This is a genomic window from Curtobacterium sp. MCLR17_039, from assembly GCF_003234745.1.
GTDB classification, from domain to species: Bacteria; Actinomycetota; Actinomycetes; order Actinomycetales; family Microbacteriaceae; genus Curtobacterium; species Curtobacterium flaccumfaciens.
The window spans coordinates 14,069-33,071 of the sequence record NZ_QKTF01000019.1 but is presented as its reverse complement, the minus strand read 5'-3'; the positions used below and the strand labels follow the sequence as shown (position 1 = coordinate 33,071).

16 protein-coding genes are annotated in these 19,003 nt (G+C 65.6%); 6 read left to right on the top strand and 10 right to left on the bottom strand.

Annotation, left to right across the window (positions count from 1 at the left end; all coding sequences use genetic code 11):
• Positions 1 to 56: 56 nt before the first annotated feature.
• The 4 genes from dcm (at position 57) to DEJ00_RS16760 (ending at position 5,978) form a co-directional block, all read left to right on the top strand.
• Positions 57 to 1,382, top strand: coding sequence for a DNA (cytosine-5-)-methyltransferase (gene dcm, locus DEJ00_RS16775; RefSeq protein ID WP_111058140.1), 1,326 nt, complete (start codon positions 57 to 59; stop codon positions 1,380 to 1,382).
• Positions 1,379 to 2,905: an ATP-binding protein gene (locus tag DEJ00_RS16770; RefSeq protein WP_146248003.1), complete on the top strand. Its 1,527-nt coding sequence runs from the start codon at positions 1,379 to 1,381 to the stop codon at positions 2,903 to 2,905. The genes dcm and DEJ00_RS16770 overlap by 4 nt, the downstream gene beginning before the upstream one ends.
• A 170-nt stretch (positions 2,906 to 3,075) precedes the next feature.
• A complete protein-coding gene (locus DEJ00_RS16765; RefSeq protein ID WP_181440219.1) occupies positions 3,076 to 5,034 on the top strand; it encodes a Z1 domain-containing protein in 1,959 nt (652 codons plus the stop codon).
• Positions 5,031 to 5,978, top strand: coding sequence for a PD-(D/E)XK motif protein (locus DEJ00_RS16760; protein WP_111058137.1), 948 nt, complete (start codon positions 5,031 to 5,033; stop codon positions 5,976 to 5,978). The genes DEJ00_RS16765 and DEJ00_RS16760 overlap by 4 nt, the downstream gene beginning before the upstream one ends.
• Before the next feature lie 166 nt (positions 5,979 to 6,144).
• Here DEJ00_RS16760 and DEJ00_RS16755 read toward each other — a convergent pair whose 3' ends face one another.
• The 8 genes from DEJ00_RS16755 to DEJ00_RS16720 form a co-directional block, all read right to left on the bottom strand.
• Positions 6,145 to 7,650 carry a PTS transporter subunit EIIC gene (locus tag DEJ00_RS16755; protein ID WP_111058136.1) on the bottom strand — a complete coding sequence of 502 codons (1,506 nt, stop codon included), beginning with the start codon at positions 7,648 to 7,650 and terminating at the stop codon, positions 6,145 to 6,147.
• Positions 7,651 to 7,696: 46 nt separating this feature from the next.
• Positions 7,697 to 8,620, bottom strand: coding sequence for an N-acetylmuramic acid 6-phosphate etherase (murQ, locus tag DEJ00_RS16750; protein ID WP_111058135.1), 924 nt, complete (start codon positions 8,618 to 8,620; stop codon positions 7,697 to 7,699).
• Between the two features lie 8 nt (positions 8,621 to 8,628).
• A complete protein-coding gene (locus DEJ00_RS16745; RefSeq protein WP_111058134.1) occupies positions 8,629 to 9,516 on the bottom strand; it encodes a MurR/RpiR family transcriptional regulator in 888 nt (295 codons plus the stop codon).
• A 174-nt stretch (positions 9,517 to 9,690) separates the two neighbouring features.
• Complete coding sequence (locus tag DEJ00_RS16740; RefSeq protein ID WP_146248002.1) at positions 9,691 to 10,284, bottom strand: hypothetical protein; 594 nt, start codon at positions 10,282 to 10,284, stop codon at positions 9,691 to 9,693.
• A 5-nt stretch (positions 10,285 to 10,289) separates the two neighbouring features.
• Complete coding sequence (locus tag DEJ00_RS16735; RefSeq protein ID WP_111058132.1) at positions 10,290 to 10,892, bottom strand: hypothetical protein; 603 nt, start codon at positions 10,890 to 10,892, stop codon at positions 10,290 to 10,292.
• A 104-nt stretch (positions 10,893 to 10,996) separates the two neighbouring features.
• A complete protein-coding gene (locus DEJ00_RS16730) occupies positions 10,997 to 11,476 on the bottom strand; it encodes a DUF4395 domain-containing protein (protein WP_111058131.1) in 480 nt (159 codons plus the stop codon).
• A complete protein-coding gene (locus tag DEJ00_RS16725; RefSeq protein WP_111058130.1) occupies positions 11,473 to 11,970 on the bottom strand; it encodes a co-chaperone YbbN in 498 nt (165 codons plus the stop codon). Before DEJ00_RS16725 ends, DEJ00_RS16730 begins: the two co-directional genes overlap by 4 nt.
• Positions 11,971 to 12,061: 91 nt before the next feature.
• Positions 12,062 to 12,814: a hypothetical protein gene (locus DEJ00_RS16720; protein WP_146248001.1), complete on the bottom strand. Its 753-nt coding sequence runs from the start codon at positions 12,812 to 12,814 to the stop codon at positions 12,062 to 12,064.
• 91 nt (positions 12,815 to 12,905) lie between these two features.
• Between DEJ00_RS16720 and DEJ00_RS16715 the strand changes: the two genes are divergently transcribed.
• On the top strand, positions 12,906 to 13,133 hold the full coding sequence (locus DEJ00_RS16715) for a DUF1653 domain-containing protein (RefSeq protein ID WP_258373722.1): 228 nt from the start codon (positions 12,906 to 12,908) through the stop codon (positions 13,131 to 13,133).
• Positions 13,134 to 13,157: 24 nt separating this feature from the next.
• Here the strand turns inward: DEJ00_RS16715 and DEJ00_RS16710 are convergent, their stop codons facing one another.
• Positions 13,158 to 14,885 carry a hypothetical protein gene (locus tag DEJ00_RS16710; RefSeq protein WP_258373721.1) on the bottom strand — a complete coding sequence of 576 codons (1,728 nt, stop codon included), beginning with the start codon at positions 14,883 to 14,885 and terminating at the stop codon, positions 13,158 to 13,160.
• A 100-nt stretch (positions 14,886 to 14,985) separates the two neighbouring features.
• A complete protein-coding gene (locus DEJ00_RS16705) occupies positions 14,986 to 15,369 on the bottom strand; it encodes a hypothetical protein (RefSeq protein ID WP_111058127.1) in 384 nt (127 codons plus the stop codon).
• 145 nt (positions 15,370 to 15,514) lie between these two features.
• Here DEJ00_RS16705 and DEJ00_RS16700 point away from each other — a divergent pair, with 145 nt between their 5' ends.
• Positions 15,515 to 19,003, top strand: a complete 3,489-nt coding sequence (locus DEJ00_RS16700) for a TM0106 family RecB-like putative nuclease (protein ID WP_111058126.1) — start codon at positions 15,515 to 15,517, stop codon at positions 19,001 to 19,003.

Genomic DNA, 19,003 nt, shown 5'->3' with positions numbered 1-19,003 from the left:
TTGGAGCCCGGATTGTCGCACCCCAGTGGGTACACTGCCCCGGAGACCGGAGAGTGATGACCGACACATTTGCGAGACAGCAGTTCAAATTCATTGACCTGTTTGCAGGCTTAGGCGGCTTCCATGTTGCCCTTGAACGGCTGGGAGGAAAAGCGGTTTTTGCTGCCGAATGGGTACAAGACCTTGCAGAACTGTACGAGTTGAACTACGGCTTGCGACCCGCGGGCGATGTAAGTGCAGTGGATGCGGCAAGTATCCCAGATCATGACGTTCTAGCGGCAGGCTTCCCGTGCCAACCGTTCTCAAAGGCAGGAGAACAGCTAGGATTTAGGCATACAGAACAAGGAGAATTGTTCTTCGAAGTTCTGCGAGTTTTAGAGAGTAAGCGACCGTCGACCTTCATTCTCGAGAACGTGCCAAACCTACTCACGCATCGGAATGGCGAAACGATGCGTCTGATCGAGCGCAGACTGCGAGCCCTCGGTTATGACGTTGCAATGCGAAAATACTCGCCCCACATGTTCGGTATACCTCAGATCCGGGACCGCGTCTACATAGTGGGCTCCTTGAACAGTCTGGACAAGTTTCATTGGCCCGAACCTGTTGCCGCCGTGCCCCCGTCGATTCACTCGATACTCGACCATCGGCCAACTGGATTCGATTTGCCTCCGGGTGTCCAGGAGTGTCTCAGCGTGTGGGACGAATTCTTGAAAAGCGTGCCAGATCATGTGCAGATTCCTCGCCCTTTGTGGTCGATGGAATTTGGTGCAACGTACGCGTACGAGGCGACAACTCCTTTTGCATGGGAAGACAACGGCGCGGACCCAGGACGAGGCGCATATGGGTTCCCGTTGGCAGGCTTGGATCGCGGTGAGCGCTTCGCCCGATTGCCGAGTCACGCTCGACGCGAACAACTTGTCTTTCCGGACTGGAAGATTCGGTTCATCAAGAAGAACCGCGAGTTCTATGCCCAGAATAAGGACTGGCTCGATAAGTGGATTCCCAAGATCCGCAATTTCCCCAGCAGTTGGCAGAAACTCGAATGGAACGTTGGAGGCGGCGAGCGTGACATCTGGAAATATGTTGTTCAGATGAGAGCCTCCGGGGTGCGAGTGAAAAATACAACAACTTCGCCGAGCCTTGTCGCGATGACCCCTACGCAAGTGCCGATCATAGCGTGGGAAAATCGCTACCTCACTCCGCGCGAGGGCGCTCGGCTTCAGAGCCTGGGTGCCATTGAACTTCCGGTAGCAAAAAAGTCTGTATATAAGGCACTGGGTAACGCTGTGAACGCAGACGTCGTTGCGGCGATCGCCAGCCCCCTACTCGAGACCTTGGCGGGGGTTTCGGTCACGGCTGCAGTAGGTGAGTTGGTCGCGTGAACAACTCGACAGCACCGGCGCAATCGGGCGACAGAGTTTCGATCGTACCTGGCGTGAATATGCTCCGTGTACTTAGCCATCTGAATTATAAGGCTTGGTTTGCTTTGGCGGAATTTGTCGACAACGCTGTGCAGAGTCACATCGAGGCCAGGACGCAGAATATTCTGGAAATCGACATCGATTTCGATAGTGGACGAGACTCGCAGATAGTTGTTCGTGACAATGCAGCGGGTATCCGGCGACGAGACTTTCCGAGGGCGTTCAAGCCAGCCAGCGCTCCACCGAATCCGTCCGGACTCTCTGAGTTCGGGATGGGGATGAAGAGTGCCGCATATTGGTTCGCAGATCGATGGGAAGTCGTCACCTCTTCGGCGGGGGACGAGCGCGCATATTCCGTTGAATTCGATGTCGACGAAATTACCCGCGACGACCTTGAAACAGTCCGCGTGAATACCTCGCCTACAGAAGCATCGTCGCACTTCACTGAGGTGCGGCTGAAAAGTGTGCGTCACATGCCTGTGGGGCGTACTATCGGCAAAATCAAGGAGCACCTGCGGGATATTTACAGAGAGTTCATCGACTCTGGGTCCCTGGTTTTGAGGGTTAATGGGCAAAAGTTGGAGCACCGATACCCCGACTTGCTTGTCGCGCCCATTTTCTCCGACCTTTCGGCATCTCCTCAAACTTGGAAAATCGAGATCGATTTTGAATTCGCGGAAGGAAAGCGAGCCACCGGCTTCGTAGCGCTGAGAGACCCCGGGTCGACCAAAAACACAGGGCTATCCCTGTTCCGCAGAGGTCGCATCATTCAGGGTAGTGCCGACGAAGGGTATAAACCTCAGTCACTGTTTGGCGGTGGCAATAGCTACGAGTCGCAGAGAGTATTCGGAGACATCCACCTACATGGCTTCGGCGTTAGCCACACAAAAGACGGCTTCCAATGGGACGGAGCGGAAGAAGAGTTCTTGGAGCGCCTCAAGGACGTGATTGATGGCCCCGCCTTGCCGCTCCTGAAGCAGGCTAGGGGGTTTAGAAAGTTCGAGTACGGCAGGACCTCGCGTCGCCACGTGCAGGAGGCGATCACCAGGACCGGTGACGCTGTCCAGAATAATCTGGAGTCAGCTTTGCCTGGCATTATTGATTCTGCTTCACCTGCCGCCGCCCCGGTATCGGACGAACTTGATAGTTCTCCCATCATTTCAAAAAATATCGAGTTTCGTCACGAGGGTGTTCGTTGGGAAGTCGACATTGGTTCATCCGCGGCCATGGGACCGGACTCGTGGTATTCGCGATCAATTGAGCGAACCCAAGAGTCAATCCAAATTTCGGTTCAACTGAATATGTCGCATCCGTTCATAATTCGCTTTTGTCAGCGCGATGCTGAGAGTCTCGAGGCGGTTACTCGACTTGCGGTGTCGTTGGCAGTAGGCGAAGTCACATCCAGATTGGCCGGTGTTACAGACGCGCAAGCTGTAGTTGCAGCGGTAAATTCGGTTGTATCGAGAGTTCTTTCGGGGGAATAATGTACGCGCATTTTGACGACGAGGCCAGTAATTCGGATGTGGCAGTCGGAGCTACTTACTTGGCTTTCGAGGACCGAATTATACCGGCGGATTCTCACCAAGCGTCGCGAGCCGACGCAATTGAGTTGTTCAGGGCTTTGTTTCCGACGTCGGTGTCAACGGAGAATACCGTGCTCGCCGTTGGTCAAGTACAGAGTGGCAAAACTCTCTCTTATGAGGGACTCATCTGCCTGGCACGGGATAACGGAATCCCGCTAGTGGTTGTGATCAGTGGCATCTCCAATCCCCTCCTCGAACAAGGGGCGGGACGGCTAGACGAAGATCTTGAACTGGCTGCGCCGGGCGCATGGTTCTTCAGGACGAATCCGAGTTTGGACGACGAGGGGGATGTCGACGCTTTCAAAGGCGTAGTAGCCGACTGGCAGGACGCTTGGGTTCCTGCCAGTGCCCGCCGGACTATCGTAGTGACGGTGCTTAAGCACCACGGGCGTCTCGGAGCTCTACGCTCCTTGCTAGATGAAGTGGGATGGGGTGAGCGCCCAGTCCTTATCATCGATGACGAGGCGGACCAAGCCAGTCTGAACGCCAGGATCCGGAGGAACGAGGAGTCCACGACGTACAGCCGTCTGCTTGAACTTCGACAGTCATTCGATCGTTTTGGCTACGCGCAGTACACCGCTACTCCTCAAGCACCCCTGCTCATCAGTATCGGAGACGTGTTATCCCCGCGAACTGTTCGTGTCCTGAAGCCTGGCTCTGGATACGTCGGTGGAAAAGTCTTCTTCGGCGATCCAGACAGTAAGCTCGTTCGTACAATTCCCGACGGGGACCTTTCAGCTTTGGAAGAAGGGGCCATTGACCCACCGAAGAGTTTGATTGAAGCGCTTCAGGTCTATCTTCTAGGGCTAGCGTGGTCGGTTTCGTCGGGCTCTCTGGAGCCTCGCTCGATGCTTATTCATCCGTCGCAAGGTAGGGATCCGCACAACGCTTTTCACCTATGGACACGAGCTTATGTCCGTCGTGTTGAATCGAAAGCGGATTTGGCTCGCAACTCTTTGGATTCTAGAGCAGATCTAGTGAGGGAGTTCGAGGCGGCCTGGCGGGACCTCAAAGTCTCGGAGTCGAATATCTTGCCGCTTGAGGAATTGTTGGGAATTCTCCCGTCAGTCTTGCGGAGGACCACGGTGATGAAGATGAATGCTTCGACCGGTTCGACTCCTAGGGTGCCGTGGCGCGACTTTCGGGGGTTTATCCTTGTGGGCGGGCAAGCGTTGGATAGGGGATTCACGGTCAAAGGGTTGACGGTAACGTATATGCCTCGGGGTATCGGTACGGGGAATGCCGACACCATCCAACAGCGGGCGCGGTTCTTCGGCTATAAAAGAGAGTACCTTGGGCTCTGCAGAGTGTATCTCGAGGCTACGACGCGGTATGCGTTCGAAGCCTACGTAGAGCATGAGGAGGACGTTCGGCAGAAACTGGCTCTCCTGAGTTCGGAGGGCCATGACTTGCGCCGCTGGCGCCGTTTATTTGTTCTAGATCCGCTCTTGCAGCCGACCCGGGCCTCCGTGCGTCCGGTCGGAGCCCAGAGATCGAGGCGTAAAGCTCATTGGTATAGTTTGGCCGTCCCAATGGAAACGAACGCGTTGCCCGAATTGGCTGGCGTTGATCTCATTCGGGGAGCCTTCAGCGTCGAAGCGTCCGACGAAAGCCGGCCAGTTGGCATGGGGACGATTCTTGCTAGCGACCTCGCGGAATTCCTTAGTTCGCTAGTTCCGGAAGGCGAGGCGGATTCGCTAAGCCTCACAGCGATGACCGCTCAGTTGCAGGTCGCCGCGGTGAATCGCCCAGGCGTTTCGGTCGATGTGTTCAGGATGCGTCCTGGCCGCGTTTCGCGACGTGAAGCAAATGCCCTCGGCCGAGTGGATCAGTTGTTCCAGGGGCGGTCAAAGGGTGGGAGCGCAGCAGCCTATCGAGGCGATCGGCAAATGCATTCCAAGGGCCTTACGCTGCAGATTCACCGTGTGGTCGCCGTTCGCCCGGACGGGACCGAGATCGAGGGTTGGTTGCCCGCCCTATGGGTTCCTGAGGAATTCGCTGAGGACTGGTTCCTCCAGGACGTGTCATGACGCTACTGGATTCATTTGTCGCGCTTCGAGGTTCGACGCCCACGTTTGGGGCCGACTACGTCGTCGCGGAGTCGGCAGTCTCTGGCGTATTCGTTGGGAAAGGTCCGGAAGGGCAGGCGGCCCTCATCGTTTCAAGTCCGTCCGGTTCCCCTCCAGCGCCAGTTCGTATCGTCCTGGCAGCCTTCACTGCTTATCGCTACCGCCGAGTTGTGTTGAGCGGCACGACTCGAGTAGAGACCGGCGCACTTACTATGGAGGTTTCCGAGCAGGAACTTATCCCGCGTTTCTTTGACTTATGTGGCTTGCTCCTGAGGACGTACGTCGAAGGTTCGGAGTCCGAAGTATGGCAGTCGATGGAGGCCATAGCGAGGATTTTTCGGGCTGCCGAGGAAGTAAGCCAGACTGAACTTGTCGGTTTCATTGGTGAACTTGTTTACATTTACGCCTCGGTAGACCGGAATCGCGCTCTACGCGCCTGGGGCGGACAAGACAGGGCCCGTCTCGACTTCCAGTTTGCTCAGGCACGTCTCGATGTGAAGACGACATCTGGTTCTGGGCGGATTCATCGGCTCGGTCTGGATCAGGTCAAACCGGTAGGTTCTATTTTCCCCTACTTTGCAAGCCTGCAATTACGAGAAGGGGGTCGGCAGAGTGTCGGAGATGTAATTCGACGCATCGCTGCGGATGCTGGGGTCGAGTCGGATAATCGACTGAAGCTTGAAGAACGGGTAGCTCTAGCATTTGGCCGAAATCGCGCAATTTCTGAGGCCTTCAATTTTGATCTTGATGCCGCAGTGCAATCCATTCGAATCTATCCCGGGGAAGAGATCCCCCGTATTGATAGCGTTCCGCTCGGGGTTAGCCGGGTCAGCTTCCTTTCGGACTTTGATTTTGCGCCGAACTGGATGACGCAGATAGATTTCGAAACCGGCGGTCTCTGCTGATCTTCCCTGGTTCCGCCGGCCGAAACGAGCCCTTCGGCCTGGGCGTGCGTCGCCCGGACCTCTTTCCTTCGGGCCTTGTTCGCCGTTCAGCGATGGCGGACGGCATTGCGAGGGGTTCGTTGGGCGGAGCGGTGGTGTTCGAATAGACCGGTTAGGGGACGAGGGATCAGCGAGAGCGCCCCGATGCCGCTCTGCCCGGAACGATCGACTCCTGGAGCGGCGCATCCGACGTCGCGGCATTTCTGGCGGCTGGTTGTGCCTCCAGATCAGCCCGCACCGACGCCGAAACCCCGAACACCAACGTCGCCACGAACCCCACGACATACGCCACCACGAGCCCCGACCCGTACCCGAGCAACGCCCACCCGTACCCGGACGAGCCGTTCAGCAGCGGGATGAGCGACAGGTCCGAGGCCCCGATGGCGATCGCCCCGACGGAGTGCCCGAGCTGGTCGAACAGCCCGACGACGCCGCCACCGAACGCTCCACCGATGCATGCGGTGATGAAGGGTCGACCGAGGGGGAGCGTCACGCCGTAGATCAGGGGCTCACCGACACCGAGGAACCCGGCCGGCAGCGCTCCGCGGATGGTTCGCACCAGCGAAGCGTTCGACCGGAACCGCACCCACAGCGCGATGCACGCACCGATCTGCCCGGCACCACCCATCGCCAGGACGGGCAGCAGCACGGTCCACCCGGTCTGGTCGATCAGGGTGGTGTGGATCGGGATGAGCCCCTGGTGCATCCCGGTCATGACGAGCGGCAGGAAGAGGCCTCCGAGCACGAAACCGGCGAACGCTCCGCCGTTCGCGAGCAGCCAGGTCGCAGCGGTCCCGATCGCGACGGAGACGACACCGGCGACGGACATGAGCACGCCGAGGGTGATCGAACCGGCGACGAGCACGGTGACGGTCGGCACCACGATGAGCACGATGACGTCCGGCGTGACCCGGCGCATGAACCGCTCGACGTAGGCGGCGAGGATGCCGCCGGCCAGCGCACCGAGCACACCGCCCTGCCCGGGAGCCAGGGTCTCGCCGAACACCGTGACGTTCGCGACGCCGGCCGCGACGATGATGCCGCCGACCGCACCGCCGAGGATGGGCGTGCCGCCGAACTCCTTCGCGGCGTTCATCCCGACGAACACGGCGAGCAGCGACAGGAACCCGGACGAGAGCACGCCGAGGAACGGCGTCACCCCGGGCACCCACCCGAGGTTCGTCAGGATGCCGTTGATCCCGGCGATCAGCCCGCAAGCGATCAGTGCGGGGATGAGCGGGATGAAGATCGCGGAGATCTTCCGGATCGCGCGCATGGTGCGGCCGTCAGAACGGGACCGCGCGGTCGCCTTGATGGACGCACCGCGAGCAGCGAGCTCCTCAGGCGACGCACCAGAGCCGCCAGCCGCAGCCGGCGGGGCGGCCGCGCGCAGGGCCTCCAGGCCGTCGGCCACGCGGTCGACGAGACCCGGGCCGAGCACGATCTGCAGGTTCGAGCCGGCCGCGATGGCGGCCATGACGCCGTCGGTGGCCTTCAGATCCTCGAGCGCGACTGCGGAGTCGGACACGACCTCGACCCGCAGGCGGGTCATGCAGTTCTCGACGTCGGCGATGTTCGCGGAACCGCCGACGGCGTCGAGGATCTGCTGGGCGAGTTGCTGTGCATCGGGCATTGCTGTGCTCCTCGGGGGAAAGGAAACGGAAAAGGGGGAACGCGGTCTACAGCACGGCGCGCAACGAGCCAGCAGCAGCATCGAGGCGCTCGCGGGCATCGGCAGCGGAGGCACCGGTCAGGATCACGGCGATGGCGGTCTTCACCTCGCCGTCCGAGGCGTCGAGTGCCGCCTGGACCTCGGCGGAGGCAGCGCCGGTGACGTCCTGCACGAGCGAGAACGCCCGCGCGACGAGCTTCGCGTTCGTCGCCCGCACGTCGACCATGCGGTTGCCGTACGTCTTGTGGCTGCGCACCATCGCGAGCGTGGTGAGCATGTTCAGGACGAGCTTCTGCGCGGTGCCCGCCTTCAGGCGGGTCGACCCGGCGATGAACTCGGGGCCGACGACGACGTCGATGGCGATGTCGGCCTCCCGCCCCGCGGCCGAGGCGGGGTTGCACGCGACGGAGACCGACAGTGCGGAGCGGCGCCGGGCCTCCAGGATGGCCGCGATGACGTAGGGCGTCCTGCCGGACGCGCTGATCCCGACGACCACGTCGTCGGCCGTCAGGCTGAGCGCGTCGAGGTCGCGGACGGCGGCTGCTTCGTCGTCCTCCGCGCCCTCCACCGCGGTGGTCAGGGCGGGGTCGCCGCCGGCGATCACGCCGACCACCTGGCTCGGGTCGGTACCGAACGTGGGCGGGCACTCGCTGGCGTCGAGGACGCCGAGCCGGCCCGGCGTGCCGGCGCCGACGTAGACGAGTCGGCCGCCGCGCGCGAACGCTGCGGCGATCGAGTCTGCCGCCAAGGCGATGGCCGGGAGGCACGGCTCCAGTGCCGCAGGCACGCTTCGGTCTCCGGCGTTCATGCGCTGGGCGGCTTCCAGCGTGGAGATCGTGTCGATGTCGTCCAGCGAATGGTCGGTCGCCTCGGTGGTGAGGGCAGCGAGTTCGTCGCGGAGGGCGTCATGGGTTTCGTGCGTCTGGTTCATGGTGGTGCTCAGTTCCGGTGGTGGGTGCGGACGGCGTCGCGGCTGCGGGCGAGGAGCGGCTGGGAGCGCTCGTCGGTGCGCTGCGCGACGACGATGAACAGGGTGTCGACGATGGCGAGCTGGCTCATCCGGCTGCCCATGGCCGCGGGGCGCAGGGCACTCTCGGCACCGGCGACACCGAGCAGGACGTGGTCGGCGGTGGTGGCGAGTGGGGCGGCGGCGTGGCCGGTGATCGCGATGATCGTGGCGTGTTGGGCTCGGGCGGCGTGGGCGACCTCGAGGGTCTCGACGGTGGAGCCCGAGTGGCTGACGAGCACCAGGACGTCGTGCTCGCCGATGACGCTCGCCAGTGTCAGGGCGTTGTGCGGGTCGTCGGCGATGGAGCTCACGATCCCGATGCGTTCGAGCTTGAGGTGCAGGTCGCGGGCGACGATGCCGCTCGCGCCGACGCCGTACAGGACGACGCGGCGGGCGTCGCTCACGGCGGCTGCAGCTGCCTCGAGTGCGTGCGGGTCGAGTGCGGCGCGGGTGTCAGCCATCACCGCGCGGACGTCCTCGGTGACCTTCGCGATCACGGTGGCGACGTCGTCGTCGACCGCGACCCCGGCGTGGATCTCGGTGGACTCACGCTCGTGGATCCCGCGTTCGACAGCACGGGTCATGCTGCGCTGCAGGGCGGCGAAGTTCGCGAAGCCCAGGTGCTGGGCGAACCGGGAGACGGTGGCGGGGGAGACCCCGGCTCGGCCGGCGAGGTCGGTGGCGTTCGTGGTGGCCGCGGCCGCCGGGTCGTCGAGGACGGCGTCGGCGATGGCGCGCATGCTCGACGGCATGCTCGCCGACTGGGTGCGGACGAGGGCGAAGGCGTCGGCGCGCTCGGACCGCTCGGTGATCGTCATCCCGCCATGAAAGCGTCTTTCGTAAGCGAGCGCCAGTGCTGAAAGTAAATTGCGTGTTACGTGGTGCGGGCTGACGGCGCGACTCGGCTTCGCCCAACCAAAGTGCGCCCGCGCCGGAGGTGTGTGGTGCAGTTGCGCTTTGGTGGTGCGTGCGGCGGCGGTAGGCCTACCGGGTCAGCGCTGGCGGGCGGCTGCCTCGGTGGCCGCCTGTACGTAGCGTCGGGCAGCCCGGGTCTGGCGGAGGAGGAGCGGTGTGAAGGCGAAGGCCGCCAGGAGGAGTGCGCCGCAGAGCACCCGACCGAAGCCGGCGGTGAAGGGGTCGTCATCGACGAGGTTCGGGAGCTGTGGCCCGGCGATGCCGAGGTAGAGCAGCAGGAACTGTCCGAGCGCGAGCGGTTGGGAGACGGCGCGGAGACGAGCGAGGTCGAATGCCCGCCGAGCGAGGTCGGAGTCGGCCGGTTCGATCGGAGCTTGCTCGGCGATCGCCTGCGAGATGGTCTTGCGGCCCGAGCGCGAGAGTCCTCCGAGAGGCGCCTGCAGCTGCGGAGTCAGGCGGAGGGTGGTGGCGATCATCGAGAACGCCCCGGCGAGTCCGCCGACAGCCGCGGTGCACCCGACGACCACGAGCAGCCGTCCTGGTCCAGCGCCCACGCGCTCGAGTACGACACCGAAGACCGCGCCGACCACGGCTCCGGCCAGGGCGATCCAGACCGTGCGGCGCCAGGCTCGGCGGGCAATCGCTTCGGGCGTCTCTGATCCCTGCGTCACGGTCGTCATACCACGGAGGCCGGCATGTCGGTGCGGCGTTCGTTGTCGGTCGTCGTGGCTTCCGCGTAGCGCCGAGCTCGGCGGCCTCGGACGACCAGCAACGGGACGAGGAACGCCACTTCGATGACGAAGAGCGCCAGGAGGATCCGGCTGAAGGGCGTGCTGCCATCGCCGGTGACGACCCGGGCGAACTGGGGAGCGGCGGCTCCTGTGAACAGCAGGAGGTTCTGGACGAGGATCAGCCCGTTGAACGCGGCGGTCCCGCGAGCAAGGGTGAGCGCGCGGTGCTGCAGCTCCGGGCCCGCGTCGTCGGCGAGCGGAACACCCGAGCGGATGGCGCTCTTGATGATCTTGCGACGGTCTCTCGTCAGGTCCTCGGTCGCCTGCGTGATGATCGACGACCCGCGTGCACTGGCGGGGAGCAACGAGAGCATTCCGGCCAGGCCGACCAGTACGGCGACGCACGTGAAGATCGCCAGGGCGACGGTCCAACCGTCCTCGTCCCGCGAGGTTGCCCAACCTGCCACTGCCCCCGCGACCGCGGCGATCGACACGACCAGGGCGGTACGTCGCCAGGCACGCCCGATGATTCGTTCGTCTTCCCCCACCCGCTCACCCTACGGGGCGGGGCACAGCCGCGTTCTGGAGCCGAGCACCCGTCGGACGCTGGCGGGTGTGGTCGAGGCGAGGCGGGCCTCCAGGCTGGACGCCGTCAGGCGACGCCGCGTCGCTGACGGAAGACCCCCGCGCGCACCAGCCACACGTAGAGCAGGCAGCCGATGCAGACGTCGAAGACGGCGTTGAGGAACGCGGCGACCAGGGCGACCGCGGCACCGATCGGGGCGGCGTACGGCACGCCGAGCAGCGCGAGGAGCAGGGCGACCGCGGTCACGAACAGGCCGACCTGCTGGGCGAAGGTCGGGGGTTCCGGCGCCTCGAGTTCGGCGGGCGGGGCGAGGCGTGGGCGGACGACCCGTCGGAAGAGTGCTCCGTAGGGGTGGCGGCGGATGCCGGCGATGCCTCCGACGGCGAACAGCACGACGATGACCGCGAGCAGCACGATGCCGGCGACCCACGTCTCGGGGATCAGCGTGAGGACAATCGTCGCGGCGAGGAGCACCGTGGTGATGGCGGCGCCGAAGCGGGGGGAGCGCGGGTCGACGCCGCGTTCGGTGTCAGTGGTGGTGGTCATCGGGACTCCTGGGTGCCGGTGGTTCCTGGGGTGCCTGTGCTGCGTGTGGTGTCCGTGCTGCCTGCGGTCAGGACGGCGTCGAGGGCTGCGGTGAGCTCGGGTGGGCGGGGTGGGCCTCCGAAGCGGGTGTGGACCGAGCGGTCGGCGTCGAGCAGCAGGACCGTCGGGGTCTGGAGGACGTTGAAGCGGCTCGCGAGGTCGGGGTGCTCGGCGAGGTCGATCTCGATGCGTCGAACGCCCTCGTGTTGGTCTGCGACGGAGGCGAGCTGACGCCGGGTGGCCGGGCACCGCGCACAGGTCGGCGTGGAGAACTGGACGAACGTGGCGGCGGTGCCGTAATCGGTGTCGAGCGCGAGGCCGTCTGCGTCCTGCCTCGTCGACGCGGCGCTGCCCGCCGACCGGGCTCGACCGGTCCGGTGGCGGAGCAGGAGACCGAGGACCGTCGCGAGCGCGAGGACCCCCACGAGCACGGCCACTGCGGTTCCGAAGGTCACACGGCGACGGTACGCGCAGCCGACGAACTGCTGTCGAACGTGACCGGATGTGACGCCGAGCTGTGCGCGTCGCGCCGGGCTCGGCGGGGGCTCAGTCCTCGGGGAGCGTGCGGACCCACTGCTCGAACGCGGCGGCGTCGTCGTCGCTGAAGACGGCGGAAGGCCGCGACTCGTCCTTCGCCGAGTGCAGGAACAGCGTGCCGTCGGCCATCCCCGGCGTCGCGTCGTCGAGGATGGACGACTTCGCCGCGACGCCCTTCCTGGTGAGGAAGGTCAGCTGCTCGCCGTTCGCCGATTCTGCGATCGCCGCATCACCGTCGAAGAACGAGGCGAGCTCCATCACCAGGAACGCGGTGGCCCCGTCCTGCGTGGTGAGGGCGACGGCCGGCTTCGTCCGACTCTTGCCGAAGGGGCGCTCGACGGTCGTGGCCGTGACTCCCGAGCCGGTCCACGGTCGCACGTCGGTCAGGGGGAGCCTGGCGGCGACCCGCGCCGCGGGTCGTTTCGGCGGGAGGGCGGCCTGGAACAGCAACGTCCCGATCACGACCGCGAGAAACCAGGCGTACGGCGAGAACGTCTTCGTCGCGATGAGGACGAGGAAGCCACCGAGGAACCCCGCCCCGACCAGATTCGGCCACCACCTCGACTCCTGACGCAGGCCGAGCGGCCACACCACGGCGCCGTACACGAGTCCGACGACCGTGGGGACCCAGAAGGCCGAGGGGCGGATGACGCCGGCGTGGAAGTGCAGCCAGACGTCCGCGACCGCCATGACGACCGCCATGACGACGAAGAAGACACGCTGTGCGCGACGGTCCCGCTCGCGCGTGCTCAATGTGGTCATGTCGTTCCCCCGTGGTGCTCGTTCCCCGTGCTGCTCAGTCAAGCAGAACGCGGGGTCGTGGTCCCACCGCTCGGGCCGTACCCTCGGTCGGGTGACTGACGACGTGACCGCGGGCCGCTACCGGCACTTCAAGGGCAACGACTACGAGGTGCTGCTCGTCGCTCGTGACGTGGAAACCGAGGAGCCCGTGGTCGTGTACCAGGCGTTGTACGGCGAGCGGGGGCACTGGGTTCGCACGCTCGCCGACTTCACGGCACACGTGACACGTGACGGGTACGACGGGCCGCGGTTCGTGCGTGTCGAGACCGTACAGGTCTGAGCGACCCAAAGACGTTCCTGCAGTTCAGTTGACTGGGTCGAGGCCGTGCTTTCGCATGTATTCGAGCGCTCGCTCGATCGCCAAGATTTTCCGCTGCAGCTCTTTGAGTGACGGTGCCGAAGGGTCCGAGAACTCATCGAGACGTTCGTGTTCTCGACGGACTTGACGCTCCGTCTCTGCGAGCGCTCGCCAGACCGCGGGATCTTGCTCGAGTCCGGCTTTTTGTCGGAGGACCACCGCGGTGAGCTGTCGGGTGACGATGGATTCGAGCGCCTCAGCGGAGGTGTCAGGGCTGGCGAGTCCGGCGGCGAGGCTGCTGCTGCCGACCGCGATGCCTCCGCCACCAGCTGCGATGAGGCTTCCAGCGGTGACGAGGCCGCCGATCATGCCGCCGGGGCCGAACGCGGCGAGGGCGCTCGTGACAGCGGCCGCTCCGACGACACCGGGCGCAGCCGCGAGTGCCAGCCCGCCAGTTGCGACCACCAGCGCTGCCGCACCGACGCCGATTGCGCCGAGCTTCCACCAGGCAGCACCACGGCCAGGGTTGAGCACGTTCTGAGCGGTTGTGGTGGCCTCGAGCACGAGATCTCCGAACGGACTCCCCAGACCTGACTCCGCAGCGAGGTCGCGCATCGCCTGTTGGCGGACCTTCTTCGAAACATCAATCTCGAACGGCCGCAGGACGTTTCCCGAAGCGAGCACGATGAGCGGGACGACCGCCGCGCTCCGGTCACGCAACGTGACGACGGGAGGCTCCGGAACGGCAGCGTGCACGTCGGCCAGGTCGAACGTGAGCTCAGTGATGCGCGCGGGGGCGGGGCGACCTTCGGCTGCGCGACGGGTCAACATGCCCTGCGCGACCGTGGATTGCACATGACGAAGGGCACCTTCGAAACGCTCGCGGTCGTCGCCGTCGAGCCCGTTCCGGAGATGCGTGGCGTACCGCAATGCGAGCAGGCCGAGCAGTTCAGTCTCATCGACCGGGGTGTCCACTCCGCGGGCAGCCGGCACCAGCTCCTGCGAGTGGGAACCGAAGAGTCCGAAGCCGATGGCAGTCGCGACGGCAGGGTCGCTCAGGTACTCGACCGCATCGTGGACGTGCACATTCGCTGCCGTCACGACCTGGTGGTCGAGGAGCCACGGGAACACCGATGACAGACCGCGGTGTGACGCCACCGGGTCCAGGCGGTTCCAGAAGTTCACCCACCACCCCAGGTTCGTCGGCGGCTCGTCCATCGCATTGGTGAGGTCGTCGATCGAAAAACGTCGGCTCGCCAAGGGGCTGCCGATCGTCACCATCCCGACGACCTCGATCGCCGGCGGAAGCCGTCTGACGATGTCTGCCGCCACCACTGATCCCAAGCTGTGCCCGAGAATCAGCAGCCGTCCTGTCTCGGGGAGCGCTTTGAGTACTCGGACGAGAACGCTTGCGCGGATGTCGTCATGCTCCAGGTAGTTCCTGGCCTGTTTGAACTGCGGCAGCTCGGTCGCAGCACCGATGACCGCCTCCGCCTGGTCGTAGCCCGTTCCGAGATCGTTCTGACCGACGCGGAACTCCATCGCCGCAGTTCGGCCTTCGAATTCCCGCCGGTTCCTCCGCGCATCCTCGCGCCGGAGTGGCTTGCTCGTGATCGGCGGGACACGATCGGCGTCGTCAGTGCCGTTCAGGAGGTGCGCGTACCGCGGCGCAACGAAGGCGTCCGCTCCGATCGCTGGGTAGCCGAGGCGCACCAGTGCGCCCGAGAGGGCCACGCGCCAAGCGCCGTCAGGGTCTCCCTTCCCGACACCGTGGAGGAAGAGCAGGGTCGGGCGTTCTGGCATCTGTGTCCTCCGCGGTCGTGGCTAACCGCGGTCAGCCTACGGAGTCAGGAGCGTCCGTCGGTGCGACAGCGTCCCGTCGGAAGACGTACACGCCGACGACTCGCCCGCTCGAGAACACCTGATCGAGCTGGTTCTGCGTGTTGCTGAGTGACGAGATCGACACCTCATGGACGTACCCGGTGTGCTGCAGCCGCCAACCGATCGCCTCGATATCGCTGAGCGTTCGGCCGTCGTCACTCTCGACGGGCAAGGAGAGCTCGAACAAGGCCTTCCCTGCGGCGAGTGCGAGTTCTGCGCGTCCGATCGGGGATTCGTCGTGACGTCGCTGTGCGGCTCGCTCCGCGTTCGTAGCCTTCTTCGCGACAGCCTGCGCTCGGGCTCGCTCCTTCTCCTCTGCGGTCTTGAACAACCCCACCGTTCAACCCTTCGGTCCGTCGCGACGCCACCTGTCGTCAGCGGGACAGTAGCAGCAGCCCGCTCGTCGTTCGTGACGTCGATCGCCGACCGTGTCGGCGGCCGCCCCTAGGCTCGCAGGGCACCACACGAGACGGGGGAGCAGGATGCAGATCACGAGTGACGGCGGCGTCGTCCTCAGCCCCAGCGACCTGTCGACGTGGTCGACCTGCGAGTGGGCGTTCCTGCGCCGCCTCGACTCCAAGCTCGGCCGCGGGGACGCCCTGCCGGACGTGCACGACGACATGCTCGAGCGCACCGCACGGCTGGGGGACCAGCACGAACTCGACTACCTCGACATCCTCAAGCAGACCCGCAACGTCGTCGAGTTCGACCGCCCCGCCCCGCCGGACTACGCACGCGCCGCAGCCGAAGCACGACAGGCCTTCGCCGACGGGGCCGACGTGCTGTACCAGCCGACGTTCCACGCAGCGCCGACGGCCGACGAGCCCGGGTTCATCGGCTTCGCGGACTTCATCATCCGCAACGACCGCGGCGAGTACGAGGTCTACGACACCAAGCTCGCCCGCCACGCCAAGATCAGCGCCCTGCTCCAGCTCGCCGCCTATGCCGAGCAGATGCAGGCGCACGGCATCCCCACCGGTGAGCAGGTGCACCTGGTGCTCGGCGACCGGACGACGACCACGCACGACCTCGCCGACATCGCGCCGGTGTACCGCACGCAGCGCGCCGAACTGCAGCGGGTCATCGCCGAGCGCATCGCGGCAGACGAACCGCTGCGGTGGGGCGACCCGCGCTACTCGAGCTGTGGACGCTGCGACGTCTGCTCGACCCAGGTCGCCGAACACCGTGACCTCGTCCTCGTCGCGGGCATGCGCCTCGACCAACGGGCGAAGCTGATCAAGCACGAGGTGCGGACGATCGACGACCTGGCGGCCCGCACCCGGGCAGTGCCGGGCTTGTCCCGCGCGACGCAGGATCGGCTGGTACGTCAGGCGAGCCTCCAGATCGAGTCGGAAGACGCCCGACGGACGGGCGCCGACGGGCCGGACCAGCCCGTCAAGCCGCGCTTCGAGGTCCTCGACGCCCGCGCGCTCGACGCGATCCCGGCACCCGACCCGGGCGACGTCTTCTTCGACTTCGAGGGCGACCCGCTGCACACCGAGGACGGCGTGCACTGGGGCCTCGACTACCTGTTCGGCCTGGTCGACGACCGCGCCGAGTTCACCGCGTTCTGGGCGCACACCATCCGCGACGAACGAGTTGCGCTGGAGCAGTTCCTCGCGTTCATCGAAGCCCGGCGGCAGCAGTACCCGGGCATGCACATCTACCACTACGCGGCCTACGAGCGGACGCACCTGCTGTCACTCGCCGCCCGGCACGGCGTGGGCGAGGACGCCGTCGACGACCTGCTGCGAGCCGGGGTCCTGGTCGACCTGTACCCGATCGTCCGCAAGGCCCTGGTCGTCGGCAGCCACAGCTACTCCATCAAGAAGCTCGAACCGCTGTACATGGGGTCGGACCTGCGCGAGAGCGACGTCACGAACGCCGCTGACAGCATCACCGCCTACGTCGACGCGATCGAGGAGCTCCGGAACGGCGACGCGGCCGAGGGACAGCGGATGCTCGACCAGGTCGCCGACTACAACGCCTACGACTGCCGCTCCACCCTGCGCCTGCGCGACTGGCTCCGCTCGCTGCGCACCGCCGACCCCGATGCGGCCGACCCGGCGCTCGAGCTCGAGGTCCCACCGATCCCCGTCGAGCGCGAGCCCAATCCGGTGTCCGTCGCGTTGGCTGCGCAACTCGAGGACGTCGACGCCCTCGACCGCACCCCTGACCAGACCGCGTTGGCGCTCGCCGCGGCCGCGATCGACTACCACCGCCGCGAGGCCAAGACCTTCTGGCAGGACCACTTCGACCGCCTGCGGAACCCGGTCGACGACTGGGCCGACACGCGTGACGTCCTGGTCGTGGAGCGGGCGTCCGTCGAGCGCGACTGGGACACGCTGCCGCGTGCCCGGTCGCAGTCGCGGGAACTCCGGTTGTCAGGGACGCTCGCGCCCGGTTCGCGGCTCCGGCCTGGAGGCACGCCCCACCTGGTCTACGACGACCCACTTCCGCCATCGGTCGCCTCCCCGGGCCCCGGGTCGAAGGGCGCTTCGTCGCGCGCCGTGATCGTGGACGTCCGGGACGACGGCGATGCCGTCGAGGTCCTCGTGAAAGAGGGCCTGCCCGTCGGCGGCGAGCCGCACCACGAGTTCCCCGTGGCCCTCGCCCCGTCGGCGCCGCCCCGAGCGAAGCCCCAACCCGAGGCGATCGCGTGGTGGGGTCAGGCCGTACTCGACGAGCTGCCGGCGATGCTGCCCGACCCGGCGCTCGACCTGCTGCGACGGGTGCCCCCTCGTGGCCCGATCGTGCCGGTGCAGGGCGACGACACGGTGTCGGCCGTCGTCTCGACCCTGCTCGACCTCGACCGGTCGTACCTGGCGATCCAGGGCCCTCCCGGCACGGGCAAGACCTACGTCGGCTCGAACGTCGTCGCCCGACTCGTCCGCGAGTACGGCTGGCGCGTCGGGGTCGTCGGCCAGTCGCACGCGACGTCGGAGAACTTCCTGACCTCGGTCGTGAACGCCGGCGTCCCCGCCGACCGGGTCGTGAAGGTGCCGAAGTCCGGCGCAACCGAGGACGAGCTCGACGCCGCAGCCTGGACCCCCGTGAAGAACGGTGCCGCGGTCGCCGCGTTCCTGTCCTCGTGCGAGTCCTCGGGCACCGGCGGTGTCGTCGGTGGCACGGCGTGGACGTTCGCGAACGAGTCGACGATCGAGCGTCGTTTCCTCGACCTGCTCGTGGTCGACGAGGCCGGACAGTTCTCCCTCGCACCGACCATCGCCTCCTCGGTCGCCGCGACCCGGCTCCTGCTGCTCGGCGACCCCCAGCAGCTGCCCCAGGTGTCGCAGGGCTCGCACCCCGAGCCCGTCGACGAGTCCGCGCTCGGCTGGCTCGCCGACGGCCAGCACGTCCTGCCGCCCGAGTTCGGGTACTTCCTCGCCCGCACCCGCCGCATGGAGCCCGCGCTGACCGAATCCGTCTCGGCCCTGTCCTACGACGGGCAGCTCGCCTCGATGGTCTCCGGGCGGCACCTCGACGGCATCGCCGCGGGTGTGCACCCCGTGCCGGTCGTGCACGCGGGCAACACGACGTCCTCTGCTGAAGAGGCCGCCCGGGTCGTCGCCCTCGTCGGTGACGTCGTCGGCCGCACCTGGACCGACGGCTCCGACACCTGTGCCCTGACCGACGAGGACGTCATCGTGGTGGCGCCGTACAACGCACAGGGAGCACTGATCCGGCAGGAGCTCGACCGCGCGGGCTTCACCGGCACCCAGGTCGGCACGGTCGACCTGTTCCAGGGCCGAGAGGCCGTCGTGTCGATCGTGTCCCTGGCAGCGTCGAGTGCGGCGGACATCCCGCGCGGCCTCGACTTCCTGCTCATGCCGAACCGGTTGAACGTGGCGATCTCACGGGCGAAGTGGGCGGCGTACCTCGTGCACTCACCGGCGCTGACCACCGGACTGCCCCCGTCGATCGCGGGCTTGTCCCTGTTGTCCCGCTTCATCGAGCTCGTCGACCCGTAG